We start from the raw sequence: 12,709 nt of genomic DNA on the forward strand, positions 1-12,709 counted from the left end.
TTTTTTTATGCTGTAATTGGAGATTACAGGTCCTGCGCGATTGCATAGCCTGCCGCCCATGCCCATTGAAAGTTATAGCCACCTAACCAGCCCGTAATGTCTACCGCCTCTCCTCCGAAATATAAGCCAGATACCTTCTTCGATTCAAGCGTCTTCGTATGGAGCTCCTCTGTAGAAACACCACCGCGCATTACCTCCGCTTTGTCGTAGCCCTTGTCGCCGGCAGGTTTTACTTTAAACTTATGGATGGTATCCACGATCAGCTTAGCGTCCGATTTCCCTAAGGAAGCTATCTTCACATCGATTGGCAGGTATTTTCCTAAAGCCTCTACCATTTTCTTGCTAAAATAATCGTTAAGCAATTGGCCTACCGTTCGTTTTCCACCAAAGTTGCGCTCCTCTTTAATCAATGCATCAAGGCTAAACTTGGGCAATAGATCTACAGTAAATTGGTCGCCAGGCTTCCAGTAAGAAGAAATCTGAAGTATTGCTGGACCGCTCAATCCCCAATGAGTAAATAGAATATTTTCCTCAAAGCTGATTAAGTCGTTGTAAACTTTCGCAAAAACTGAATTACCAGCCAAAGAAGCATACCATTCCGCGTCTTTTCCTGTAATGGTCAAAGGTACCAAAGCAGGAGCAGTTGCCACAACCCGCATTCCAAATTGCTTAGCAACACGAAGTGCGAAGTCTGATGCGCCCAATTTCGCGACCGGAAGACCGCCGGAAGCCATAACTAGTTTTTCAGCACGTATAGTTTGGTTCTTACCCTCTCTTACGATCTGCAGTTCGAAGCCTGTATCGATCTTGTCAACCTGCTTCACCTCTGTGTTCAACCAGATATCCTGCCCCGTATCATACATTAGCTTCGTGAAAGTAGCTACAATATCTTTAGCCTTGTTCGACACTGGAAAAAGCTGACCCAAGGTCTTCTCCTGCCCCTTGATATCACCAAATTGTTCGAAGAAATTAACCGTATCATCAACGGTCCATTGAGAGAACACAGCATTCAAGAACTTGGGGTTCTCCGACACAAAATTATCTACGGATGTATAGAGATTGGTATAATTACAGCGACCGCCACCCGATATCAAAATCTTTGCTCCCGGCTTATCATTGCGCTCGATCAGCAGCGTCCTTTTACCCAAAAGACCTGCCTGCGCCGCACACATAAGTCCGCACGCTCCTGCTCCGATAATGATGGCGTCGTAAGAATTCATTAGGATATTAATTCGCCTTCTAAGGAAACGACACGTTGTTCTTTCCAAGACTGCTCCGCTAGTTCTAAAATACGGATCACATCTCTTGCTTGTTCCGGAGTAATGAACAAAGCTTCCTCCCCACGGATTGCAGCAACGATATTTTTATAAAAATCTTCACCGGATCCTATTTCACTGACGACACGCTCATTTACATCCTTGCCATCTTCTAAAATCGCAAGTGTGCCTTGAATTTCCTCAGGCTCCTTCCCCCAATCCGCATGCTGATGTGGCATAACGCCTTCACGCAATAAAGCCTCCTGCGGATCGACCCCCCACTTCACGAAACAACCGTTAGTACCATAAACCGCAATACGCGCTGTCGGAAGTTTAGCCAGCATTTGTCCCTTCAAAGAAACCTTCGTTTCGGGAAAAGATAAAATAAACTCGAAATCATCGATAGCTTTTGCGCCATCGCGTTGCACACGAAGGTCCGCATAGATCGATAACGGTTTGCCAAATAATTGAAGAGCCTGATCAATCAGATGCGCTCCTAAATCATAATGTATACCGGAACCCGGAAGGTTCTCTTCTCGCCAAGCTCCAGGACGTAAGAAATTACGAAAACGGTCGAAACGTGCTTCATAATTCACGACACGGCCCAGTCTTCCCGATGCCAAGACCTTTTTAACAGTCTTAAAATCCGAATGATAACGAGCGTTATGATGAACAGACAAAAGCAGACCTTTGCTCTTCGCAAGCGCTATCAACTCATCTGCTTCAACGGAGTAATTTGTAAAAGGTTTCTCCACCACCACATGCTTTCCAGCCTCCAAAGCCTGTTTGGCAAGGCTAAAATGCACATCATTGGATGTTGCAACCACGACGATATCTACCGCCGGATCATTGATAATATCATCAGCAGACTGCACAGCAAGTGCCTCAGGATATCGCTCAGCAAGCATTTCCTGTTGCTCGGGCTTCCGTGCCGTCACCTTATATAAATTCAAATCCGCGTTCCCTTCAATAAAAGGCGCATGAAATACATGTCCCCCGATGGAGAACCCAATTAATCCAACGTTTAGTTTAGTCATGATTACATTCTTTCAGGAACCTGGATTCCTAATAGTTTCATAGATCCCGAGATTACCTTCGCCGCAGCTGCCGATAGATGTAAGCGGAATTGCTTCACATCTTCCTGCTCTGCCTTTAGGATATTCTCTTCGTGATAGAATTTGTTGTATAATTTCGCTAGCTCGTATGCGTAGTTCGCAATCTGCGCAGGACTGAATTCCTTTGCTGCCAATGCAATTACCTCCGGATAGCCGGCAATCGCCTGTATCAAATCGCGCTCAAAAGCGGATATCGAAGCAGGAACCACTTTCGCGGCATCAGCCTGATATGCTGCCTTGCGCAACACCGACTTGATACGCGCATGTGTATATTGTATAAAAGGACCAGTATGCCCTTGAAAATCTACAGACTCATTTGGGTTGAACAGTAGACGCTTTTTAGGGTCTACTTTCAGCAAGAAATATTTCAATGCGCCCATGCCAAGCGTGTTGTAAAGTGCAGCCTTCTCATCCTCTTCCAATCCCTCCGTCTTGCCTAACTCCTCCGTACGCTGTTGCGCTGTGTCTAGCATTTCCTGCATCAAATCGTCCGCATCAACTACGGTCCCCTCTCTTGATTTCATCTTTCCGTGCGGAAGATCGACCATACCATAAGAAAGGTGGAATAGTCCCTGCGCCCAATCTTTGCCCACCTTTTTCAAGATCGCAAATAAAACCTTGAAATGATAGTCTTGCTCGTTTCCAACTACATAAATAGACTCGTCCATCTTGAACTCATCATATTTTAATTGAGCGGTACCCAAGTCTTGCGTAATGTATACCGAAGTACCGTCTCCGCGCAACACGAGTTTCTGATCCAAGCCATCATCTGTCAAGTCGATCCAAACTGAGTTGTCTTCCTTCTTAAAGAAAACACCCTTATCAAGACCTTCCTGAATAATATCTTTTCCTAATAAATAGGTGTCTGATTCGTAGTAGAATTTATCAAAATCAACGCCCAGCTGCTTGTAGGTTTTATCAAAACCTGCATAAACCCAGCTATTCATAGTCTTCCATAAAGAAATCACTTCTTCGTCTCCCGCTTCCCACTGCTGCAACATCGCTTGCGCTTCCTTGATCAACGGCGCATTTTTCTTCGCGTCATCTTCAGATTGACCTGCAGCCTTCAGCTCATCAATTTCTTTCTTGTATTCCTTATCAAAGATCACATAATATTTACCAACCAAGTGGTCACCCTTCATCCCTGTGGACTCTGGAGTTTGTCCTTCGCCAAACTTTTGCCATGCCAACATCGATTTACAGATGTGTATACCACGATCGTTTACCAAATTTGCTTTGATCACATCATAGCCCGCAGCGCCAAGAATCTCGGCAACAGAAAATCCTAATAAGTTATTGCGGATATGTCCTAAGTGTAGTGGCTTATTTGTATTTGGCGATGAATATTCGACCATTACGTTTTTGCCATTTTTCGGCAATACAGCAAAACTATCCGACAAAATCGTATCGTTCAGCAAGTTCACCCAATAAGCATCGGAAAAACTTAAATTCAAGAAGCCTTTGATGACGTTGAAAGCCGTGATATCCGAGATCTCTCGCTGTAAATACTCACCAATTTCAGTACCTGTTACCTCAGGTGATTTCTTCGAAAAACGAGTAACCGGGAATACAACGATTGTAATCTGTCCTTCGAACTCTTTCCTCGTCTCTTGCAAGCTAATCTGCTGAGCAGGAATTTCGGAACCATAAAGTGCACTTACTGCATCAACTGTCTTCTCAATAAGCAGTTCTTGAATTGAATTTGCCATGTAAATATTTCGTAATATTCTTAACGTTCTGATAATGAATTCAAAAAATAACTGCAATAATATTTATGTATTCATTATGAAAGTATATCTTTGCCAAAAATAAGAAAATAATGCAGAGCTATCAGGAATTTCTTGACTTAAGTGTTGGTTTTCCGCAAGACGGATTCGATATTATCGATGACGAATTGTACTTCCACGATTTGAATTTGATGGAAATGATAGAAACGTACGGTACGCCGCTACGTTTTACTTATCTCCCGATTATTAGTAAAAAGATACAGCAGGCCAAGATATTGTTTCAAACAGCGATGTTGAAATACAACTATCGCGGTACCTATAAGTATTGTTATTGCACCAAGTCATCCCACTTCAAACATATTGTTGAAGAAGCCTTAAAAAACGATATTCACTTAGAAACATCGTCGGCCTTCGATATGCCTATGATTGACGCTTTGGAGCGACAAGGTAAAGTAAACAAGGACATTACAGTAATCTGTAACGGCTTTAAAACCTTCCAATACAAGCAATATATCGTCGATATGTTACATGATGGATTCCACAATATTATCCCTGTTTTGGATAATAAAGAAGAGTTCAATATGTATGATGACGAGATTGAATTATCCGAGCCTTGTAACTTAGGAATTCGTATCGCTGCAGAGGAACAACCAGACTCGCAATTCTATACATCCCGTTTGGGAATCCGTATGGAAGACGTCATCGATTTCTACAACAGCAAGATCTCTGAAAACCCGAATTTTAGAGTGAAATTACTTCACTTCTTTATCAATTCAGGTATCTCGGACACGCCATATTACTGGAATGAGCTTGAAAAGTATGTTACATTGTACTGTAAATTCAAAAAAATCAATCCAGAATTAGATACGCTAGATATTGGTGGCGGTATGCCGTTCAAAGACTCGCTAGTACACGACTTCGACTATGAGTACATGGTGAATGAAATCGTGAACCGTATCAAGCAAATCTGTGCACACCACGAAGTCGTAGAACCAGATATTATTACCGAATTCGGTAAATATACGGTAGCTGAAGCTTCTGGAATTCTGTATAAAGTGTTAGGCCGTAAACAACAGAATGACCGTGAAAAATGGTTAATGTTAGACGGTTCTTTCATCACGAACTTACCAGACGTTTGGGCACTGAATCAAAAATACATCTTATTGCCAATCAATAACTGGGATTCGGAATACGAGCGTGTGAACCTTGGTGGAATTACCTGCGATGGTCAAGACTATTATAACCAAGAGGCTCATATGAACTCGGTATTTATGCCGAAAACAAGAAAAGTGCAATACTTAGGGTTCTTCCATACCGGAGCTTACCAAGAAGTATTGAGCGGATATGGCGGTATTCACCACTGTCTGCTTCCTTCACCTAAACATGTTTTAGTACGCAGAAATCGCGACGAAACATTCAACTACGAGGTATTTGGCGAAGAACAAAACTCGAAGCAAGTAATGAAATTATTGGGATATCAATAAGTTAGATATAAGACATTAGATTTTAGATATAAGACCTGCAGCGATGCAGGTCTTTTGTTTTGAACCTTTGGTTTAAACAGAGAGTAATTGATGAATAAATACTTAATAGAAGATATAAGGTATTACCTAACGGAAGCGTTAGGATGAATAAGGCAGGTTGAACATTATTTTGAAGTAGTCGTTAAGGACTTTTCCTGGTATCTGTGCCTACCTTATTCATTGCCTAAGGCCAAACTAGAATAGTTTTATTATCAAAGGTACTTCAAAGGTACTAGGTAACGGGCAATTTTTCAATCATTTACATTAAAAAGTTTAGATCATGAAAAAAGATCGTATTACCTTAGGTGTCGACGTTTCTAAGAAAACATTGGACATCTGCCATTGGGGCACACATGATTTCATTAAGATCGAGAACAACAGTTCGGGATTTAAGCAATTGGCAAAGTGGATGCGAGGGAAAGGTTTTGTATCAAGCCAAGTCTTCTTTATCATGGAATATACTGGTGGATATGAATACAGATTCCTGCAGTATTGCGAGTCAAAAGGTCTTTCGTATACACGCAAATCTGGTCTAGAGATCAAGAAGTCGATGGGCATGGTCCGTGGCAAGAGCGATAAGCAAGACTCCTTTAGGATTGCCCAGTATGGGGAAGAAAAGGCTTATATGCTCGACCCAAGCGGTAAATTGAACTCTGCAATATTTGATCTTAAGCAGCTGATCTCCTTTCGTAAACGTCTAGTGAGAGAGATGGCCGGTTACAAAGCGAGCAGCTCTGAGCGCAAGGCGATGTACGGGAAAGACGCAGGGAAGGCGATCCTGAAGGTCAGTAAAACAATGATAGATGTTTATAAGAAAGAGATCTACAGAGTAGAACGAGAAATCTTACAGCTCATCGAAAGCGATGAATCGCTCAACAGGAACTATCAGATCCTCAAAAGCGTCAAAGGGATAGGCCCGGTCAATGCCTGGATGACGATCGTTTATACGGAGAATTTCAAGGCTTTTACCGATCCCCGAAAATACGCTGTCTATGCCGGTGTGATACCATTTGAGCACACTTCCGGGACCAGTATTCGCGGTCGAAAGCGAGTCTCGCATATGGCCAACAAGGCCATCAAGCAGGAGTTGAACCAAGCGGCAAAGATTGCCATTACACATGACAAGACGCTCCGAGAATATGCGCAACGGAAGCTCACAACCAAAGCTTACCCGTTGGTCTTGAACAATGTGAAATTCAAGCTGATTCTGATCATGTTTTCCTTGATCGGACGACAGGAGATGTATCGGGAAGATTATCATTATGCAGCGTGATAGAAAAAATATTAAAGAAAATTTGCATATGTCAAAAACCTAGAATAACCCTTTCGAAAGGGTTATGATTGGGGTTTGATTGAATTAATAAAAGCTTGTAAATAGTACTATACTTGAATAATGTGGGATACGTCTGATTTTATATCGTTAGGGAGCATATTGAATATCTCCATCTTAACCTGCACTTCCCTTACTTCCTTATCCGTTACCGACGGAAAAACCAAAATATTTATCAAGCTTCCGCCCAACCATCGACCTTCCCGTTCCAAATAAGTTCGATACTTCCCATCTAATCTTTTGAAACATTCCAGGATGACGGATGACTCATCATTATTAATTAAACTCATTAGATTTATTGCTGTTTGTTTACGCAAAGATAGACAGTGTATATTAACGGGATATTAAATATGGAAAGAGCTATTTTCTTTATAATTACAAATAAAGACTTTACTTGCTAACGGATATTTTCAGTTGAAAGTAAAATATTGATGATTATTTCCAACAAGCAGAAAAAGAAAGGCTACAATGTTCTATCTTGCGCCGCACTAATATGAAAAAGATTCTTAAATACATGCTTTACATACTCTTAGCCATTATCATCGTGGTTGTTATCCTGATCTTCCTATTGGGTAGATCCGACAATATCGGCGCATTAGCGTCGGGCGAACGCCTGCATCGCATGGAATCGCTAAAGACTTTTAAAGAAGGAGTTTTTGATAACATTGAGGTTACACCGGCAATCAAAGAAGGTGTATCGCAAGTGACCATGCTGCGCAAATTCTTCTTTGGTAAGGACAAGCGGAATGTACCGTCTTCACCCCTTCCGGTTATCCAAACCGACCTGAAAAACATTCCGCTAGATCAAGACGTTTATGTCTGGTTTGGGCACTCCTCCTATTTCCTGCAGATTGACGGGAAGCGTATCCTCGTCGATCCTGTTTTTAGTAAGCATGCATCGCCGGTGCCATTTGGCGTCAAAGCATTTGACATGACTTATACTTATACGATCGAGCATATGCCGGATGTCGACGTGCTGGTCATCACCCATGATCACTTCGACCACTTAGATTACGCTACGCTGAAGAAATATCAGGGCAAAGCCAAACAGATCATTACGAGTATCGGCGTTGGAGCGCACCTCGAAAAATGGGGCTATCCTACAGAAAAAATACACGAGCTTTACTGGGGCGAATCCGAAACAATCGACTCGCTTACTTTCACCGCCAATGTTGCCAGACACTTCTCGGGCAGATGGTTCAAGCGCAATACAAGTCTGTGGTCGTCCTTTGTGTTGAAGACTTCGAAATACAATATCTTTATCGGTGGAGATAGCGGCTATGGGAAGCACTTTAAGGAAATAGGCGAACATTACGGCCCTTTTGATTTTACAATCATTGAAAACGGCCAATACAATGATATGTGGCATTATATCCACCTCATGCCTGAGGAAGCGGTTACCGCAGCGAAGGAACTGCAAACAAAAACTCTAATTCCCGTTCATAACTCTAAATTCCCTTTGGCTAATCATGCTTGGGATGAACCCATGATCAGGATATCTGCAGAAGCGAAGAAACAAAATCAAGAATTGATAACTCCCCAGATGGGGCAAGTTATTTACCTCGATAAGCCCAACCAAACTCATCCTTGGTGGGAAGAAGCAAAATAGCGAATAAACCATAAAGAGCCGCCGGCAAGGGCTGCTCTTTATGGTTTATTCGCTATTCTAATCAAGTGCTCTTCCTTATCACAAATAGATTTGGATAGCCACCGATAAACTCGTCTTTTATTTTTTCTCCAATAACATTCCGTGATCAAACTTCAGCTTACTGGTATCCAAAAAACGGAAACCACCCTCGCGCTCTTCCACCTCGCCATATCCTTCAATTAATCCTTCGTTAGTCACATTAAAAATCATGTCGCGTACGGAGTTTACCCCCTCAGACATAAAATAGTACTCGCCAATCAATTGACCACCCTTCACATGCCCTTTGAAATCGCCTACGTTACGATCTTTTTCACCTAATGCGTAAAGCAATTGACCAAATACAGAGTCCTGCTTTGCATTTAGATCTAAACGAATTGTATCACCATTACCGATATATTCATAGGTCCCTGGAAGCGAATTTTTATCCACCTCTTCCACGGTCGTTGTATTATGAGTTTGTGTCGGATTTCCTGAATTACAAGCTTGTGCGGCTAACAACAACAAAGACATCGAAAGACAAGCCTTTAATTTTCTCTTCATAAGATTTCTTTTAATATTAATAACGGTAATAGTGTACGTAATGTTACCGTCAAAACTAATCAATTAAAATGTTTGTAAGCCATTAGCTATGTTAATTTGTTGTAACTTTATGCTATGAACATGCTAAAAATACCATTTAATACCCCCCACGATACAGCCCCGTTTTCTTCCATTAATCAAGCAGATTTTATACCTGCTTTCGATGAGGCCATTGCCGAAACGAGGGAAGAGATCGATCGACTGGTAGCAAATCCTGACATGGCAACTTTCGAAAATACGATCGCCGCCTTAGCATTCTCAGGGATGCGTCTGGATCGTATTTCCAATATATTTTTCAACTTACACTCCGCAGAAACAAACGAGGAGCTTGATAAGATTGCGCAGGAAGTAGCTCCGAAGCTTTCTAAGCTCAGCAATGATATAACCTTAAACTTTGATCTGTTTGAAAGAATTAAGGCTATTTACGAGCAGAAGGGCAACTTAGACTTAAACACAGAGCAGTTGATGTTGCTGGAGAAGAACTATAAAGATTTTGTTCGTAATGGTGCGTTGTTAACGGAAGATAAGAAACAGCAATTGCGTGATATTGATGCCGAGTTATCTGTATTGAAGTTAAAATTCGGTGAACATGTATTAGCCGATACCAATGCCTATCAGATGCATTTGCTGGATCCTGCAGAACTTGCCGGTCTACCTGAAGGTGCAGTTGAGGCTGCACAGGAATTGGCGAAAGAGCAAGGAAAAGAAGGCTGGATCATCAGCTTGGATTACCCAAGCTACATCCCCTTTATGACCTATGCTGAAAATAGAGCACGACGCGAAGAACTGGCTATCGCAGCCGGCAAAAAGGCGTTCCAAGACAACGAGAACAACAACGAAGCGATTGTCTTGAGAATTGTTAACCTAAGACATCAGCGAGCGAACCTATTGGGCTACCCAAGCCACGCCCACTTTGTATTGGAAGAACGCATGGCGAAGGATCCTGAAACGGTCAAAGCATTTCTAAATGATCTTCTAGCGAAAGGAAAACCTGCCGCAGAGAAAGAGTTTGCCGAGCTCTCTGCATTCGCCAAGGAAATTGATGGGTTGGAACAACTGCAGAAATGGGACGGCGCCTACTATAGCGAGAAGTTAAAACAGCTGAAGTTCAACTTAGATGATGAAAAACTGAAACCTTACTTCAAGTTGGAAAATGTAATGCAGGGTGCTTTTGATATCGCAAACAAGCTTTATGGCATTCATTTCAAAGAAGTTGGCACCATAGACAAGTATCACCCTGATGTACAAACGTTTGAGGTCCGAGATAACCATGGCGGATTAGTCGCAATTTTCTATGCAGATTTCTTCCCTAGAAAAGGAAAACGCAATGGGGCATGGATGACATCTTTCAAGCCTCAATATATCAAGGAAGGCGAAAACGAAAGACCTCATGTTTCTATCGTATGTAACTTCACTAAACCTACTGCCACAAAACCATCGTTGTTGACATTCAACGAGGTGACAACCCTATTCCACGAGTTTGGACACGCCCTGCACGGCATGCTTGCAAACACCACTTATCCTACCCTTTCGGGAACTTCGGTTTATTGGGATTTTGTAGAGCTACCAAGCCAAGTGATGGAAAACTGGTGCTACGAAGAGGAAGCATTAGCACTCTTTGCAAAACATTATGAGAGTGGCGCATCCCTCCCGATGGAATACGTTGAAAAGATTAAAGAAAGCGCAGCATTCTTGGAAGGCTTAGCGACTGTACGACAATTGAGCTTCGGACTACTGGATATGGCTTGGCATGGACAGGATCCTAGTGGCATACAGAAGGTAAAAGATTTTGAGCTTGCCGCCTTTGCGGATACAACAATCTATCCGGATGTTGCAGACAATGCCATGAGCCCGTCCTTCTCGCATATATTTAATGGTGGATACTCATCCGGATATTACAGCTATAAATGGGCGGAAGTGCTAGACGCCGATGCATTTGAGTATTTCAAAGAGGAAGGAATCTTCAACACGGAAGTAGCCAAGAAATTTAAAGATAATATTTTATCTAAAGGCGGAACTGTTCATCCTATGGAATTGTATAAAGCATTCCGTGGCAAAGAGCCGTCGGTAGACCCGTTGCTGAAACGCGCTGGATTGATCGCTTAAGATGGCTATTGTTCGAATAAAAAATATGGTTTGTCCGCGCTGCGAGATGGCGGTAGAGCAAATATTGCAAAGGCTAGACCTGCCCTATTCAAAGGTACGTATTGGCGAGGTGCAAACGTCTCGCAACTATCAGGAAGCCGAGCTAGTTCAGCTCGACCGTGAACTACAAGCTATCGGTTTTGAGATCCTGAAAGACAGAAAAGAACAGCTGGTTGAAGATATAAAAATAGCCCTATTAAGCTTGGTAAACAGTGAGGATACGAATGTTCTGAAGACCTCACAGTTCTTGATGGATCGATTCAATATGGACTATGCCTACCTGAGCAATACGTTTTCCGAAATACAGGGTGAGAGTATCGAAAAGTATCTTATACATCTTAGAATTGAAAAGGTGAAAGAGCTTCTCCATTACGACACGCCCTTATCGGAGATTGCTTTCAAACTGCAATACAGTAGCGTAGCACATTTAAGCACGCAATTCAAAAAGATTACCGGCAGAACGCCATCAGAATTTAAGAGGTTATTGGAGGAAAGGCATAGGAATTAAACAAGACATGATATATAATCCTTCCAAACTTACATTAAAATACCAAAAGGGATAATAATTCTTGAAAGGCCTCGACAAAAGACATTTTCAGAAAAAAAAATCCTAAAACGAAAAAGGCAGAATTGAAATCAATTCTGCCTTTCTTATGTCTAATGTCTGATATCTAATATCTAAATCCCAGACCTATTTCAAGTTATCACGATAAACTTTCGCTTTCTTAACTTCTGTTTGGATATCCTTACGAGAAGCGTCATAGCTTAATACTTTTTCGTAATCTGTTACCGCTTTGTTGTAAGCTTCTGTAGCAGTTGTTTTGTTGTAGTTTGACGATGATTTAGTACCAGTTAAAATTCCTAAGTCACGGTAAGCGATTGCACGGTTTTGATATAATTTCGCGTCATTCGCATTGATTGCGATTGCTTTTGTATAGTCTGCAATTGCAGATTTCAATAATGCTTCGCGCTCAGATTCTTTCAATTTCAATTCGCGGTTTACAGCGATATTGTTGTTTGCTTTTGCTTTGTAGTAATAAGCATGTACATTTTTAGCATCTAAGCCGATAACTTTATTGAAAGAACCGATAGATTTCTTGTAATCACCATTTTGGAACTGCGAATAGCCCAATAAATACACTACATCTGGATCTGTTCCGGAAGTTGGAAGTGCTTTTTCAAATTGCGCTGCAGCAGTTTTAAAATCTCCATCCAATAGTGCTTTCTCTCCCGCACGAACATTTGGGTCACTATGTTGCTTCTCTTGTGCTTGTACAGCTACTGTACTAAGTGCTAATGCTACTGCGGCTAATCCAATTTTTAAAGACTTCATCTGTGTATTGATTTTATTAATATTCATTTCTAATTGTTTTTCGTTGAGTGTTA

General features: G+C 41.7%; 11 protein-coding genes. 5 read left to right on the forward strand and 6 right to left on the reverse strand.

The features are described from left to right. Positions 1–23: 23 nt before the first annotated feature. From DSM08_RS13210 to argS, 3 genes are read right to left on the reverse strand one after another with little or no spacing between them, the layout of a single operon-like run. The gene (locus DSM08_RS13210; RefSeq protein ID WP_149526606.1) at positions 24–1,220 is read right to left on the reverse strand and encodes a BaiN/RdsA family NAD(P)/FAD-dependent oxidoreductase; all 1,197 of its coding nucleotides are present in this window, start codon (positions 1,218–1,220) and stop codon (positions 24–26) included. After that, on the reverse strand, positions 1,220–2,293 hold the full coding sequence (locus tag DSM08_RS13215) for a Gfo/Idh/MocA family oxidoreductase (protein WP_149526607.1): 1,074 nt from the start codon (positions 2,291–2,293) through the stop codon (positions 1,220–1,222). Before DSM08_RS13215 ends, DSM08_RS13210 begins: the two co-directional genes overlap by 1 nt. A gap of 2 nt (positions 2,294–2,295) precedes the next feature. Beyond that, entirely contained in the window at positions 2,296–4,080 is a 1,785-nt protein-coding gene (gene argS / locus DSM08_RS13220) for an arginine--tRNA ligase (protein ID WP_149526608.1), read from the reverse strand. 110 nt (positions 4,081–4,190) lie between these two features. Between argS and DSM08_RS13225 the strand changes: the two genes are divergently transcribed. Further along, positions 4,191–5,582, forward strand: coding sequence for an arginine decarboxylase (locus DSM08_RS13225; RefSeq protein ID WP_149526609.1), 1,392 nt, complete (start codon positions 4,191–4,193; stop codon positions 5,580–5,582). A gap of 319 nt (positions 5,583–5,901) precedes the next feature. Then, positions 5,902–6,894: a transposase gene (locus DSM08_RS13230; RefSeq protein ID WP_149526246.1), complete on the forward strand. Its 993-nt coding sequence runs from the start codon at positions 5,902–5,904 to the stop codon at positions 6,892–6,894. A gap of 107 nt (positions 6,895–7,001) precedes the next feature. Here the strand turns inward: DSM08_RS13230 and DSM08_RS13235 are convergent, their stop codons facing one another. Then, positions 7,002–7,241, reverse strand: coding sequence for a hypothetical protein (locus DSM08_RS13235; RefSeq protein WP_149526610.1), 240 nt, complete (start codon positions 7,239–7,241; stop codon positions 7,002–7,004). 203 nt (positions 7,242–7,444) lie between these two features. Here DSM08_RS13235 and DSM08_RS13240 point away from each other — a divergent pair, with 203 nt between their 5' ends. Continuing rightward, positions 7,445–8,560, forward strand: coding sequence for an MBL fold metallo-hydrolase (locus DSM08_RS13240; RefSeq protein WP_223110812.1), 1,116 nt, complete (start codon positions 7,445–7,447; stop codon positions 8,558–8,560). Between the two features lie 117 nt (positions 8,561–8,677). Here the strand turns inward: DSM08_RS13240 and DSM08_RS13245 are convergent, their stop codons facing one another. Next, positions 8,678–9,139, reverse strand: coding sequence for a hypothetical protein (locus DSM08_RS13245; RefSeq protein ID WP_149526611.1), 462 nt, complete (start codon positions 9,137–9,139; stop codon positions 8,678–8,680). 120 nt (positions 9,140–9,259) lie between these two features. Here DSM08_RS13245 and DSM08_RS13250 point away from each other — a divergent pair, with 120 nt between their 5' ends. Then, a complete protein-coding gene (locus tag DSM08_RS13250; RefSeq protein WP_246172250.1) occupies positions 9,260–11,284 on the forward strand; it encodes a M3 family metallopeptidase in 2,025 nt (674 codons plus the stop codon). A 25-nt stretch (positions 11,285–11,309) separates the two neighbouring features. Then, the gene (locus tag DSM08_RS13255; protein ID WP_149526613.1) at positions 11,310–11,831 is read left to right on the forward strand and encodes a helix-turn-helix domain-containing protein; all 522 of its coding nucleotides are present in this window, start codon (positions 11,310–11,312) and stop codon (positions 11,829–11,831) included. Between the two features lie 183 nt (positions 11,832–12,014). Here the strand turns inward: DSM08_RS13255 and DSM08_RS13260 are convergent, their stop codons facing one another. Beyond that, entirely contained in the window at positions 12,015–12,683 is a 669-nt protein-coding gene (locus DSM08_RS13260) for a tetratricopeptide repeat protein (protein WP_149526614.1), read from the reverse strand. Positions 12,684–12,709 lie beyond the last annotated feature (26 nt).

It is taken from the genome of Sphingobacterium hotanense, from assembly GCF_008274825.1.
Classification (GTDB): Bacteria; Bacteroidota; Bacteroidia; order Sphingobacteriales; family Sphingobacteriaceae; genus Sphingobacterium; species Sphingobacterium hotanense.

Excerpts from the sequence above, each read along its gene's own strand:
- DSM08_RS13210 (WP_149526606.1), bottom strand. The coding sequence starts at position 1,220 with ATGAATTCTTACGACGCCATCATTATCGGAGCAGGAGCGTGCGGACTT.
- DSM08_RS13215 (WP_149526607.1), bottom strand. The coding sequence starts at position 2,293 with ATGACTAAACTAAACGTTGGATTAATTGGGTTCTCCATCGGGGGACAT.
- argS (WP_149526608.1), bottom strand. The coding sequence starts at position 4,080 with ATGGCAAATTCAATTCAAGAACTGCTTATTGAGAAGACAGTTGATGCA.
- DSM08_RS13225 (WP_149526609.1), top strand. The coding sequence starts at position 4,191 with ATGCAGAGCTATCAGGAATTTCTTGACTTAAGTGTTGGTTTTCCGCAA.
- DSM08_RS13230 (WP_149526246.1), top strand. The coding sequence starts at position 5,902 with ATGAAAAAAGATCGTATTACCTTAGGTGTCGACGTTTCTAAGAAAACA.
- DSM08_RS13235 (WP_149526610.1), bottom strand. The coding sequence starts at position 7,241 with ATGAGTTTAATTAATAATGATGAGTCATCCGTCATCCTGGAATGTTTC.
- DSM08_RS13240 (WP_223110812.1), top strand. The coding sequence starts at position 7,445 with ATGAAAAAGATTCTTAAATACATGCTTTACATACTCTTAGCCATTATC.
- DSM08_RS13245 (WP_149526611.1), bottom strand. The coding sequence starts at position 9,139 with ATGAAGAGAAAATTAAAGGCTTGTCTTTCGATGTCTTTGTTGTTGTTA.
- DSM08_RS13250 (WP_246172250.1), top strand. The coding sequence starts at position 9,260 with ATGCTAAAAATACCATTTAATACCCCCCACGATACAGCCCCGTTTTCT.
- DSM08_RS13255 (WP_149526613.1), top strand. The coding sequence starts at position 11,310 with ATGGTTTGTCCGCGCTGCGAGATGGCGGTAGAGCAAATATTGCAAAGG.
- DSM08_RS13260 (WP_149526614.1), bottom strand. The coding sequence starts at position 12,683 with ATGAATATTAATAAAATCAATACACAGATGAAGTCTTTAAAAATTGGA.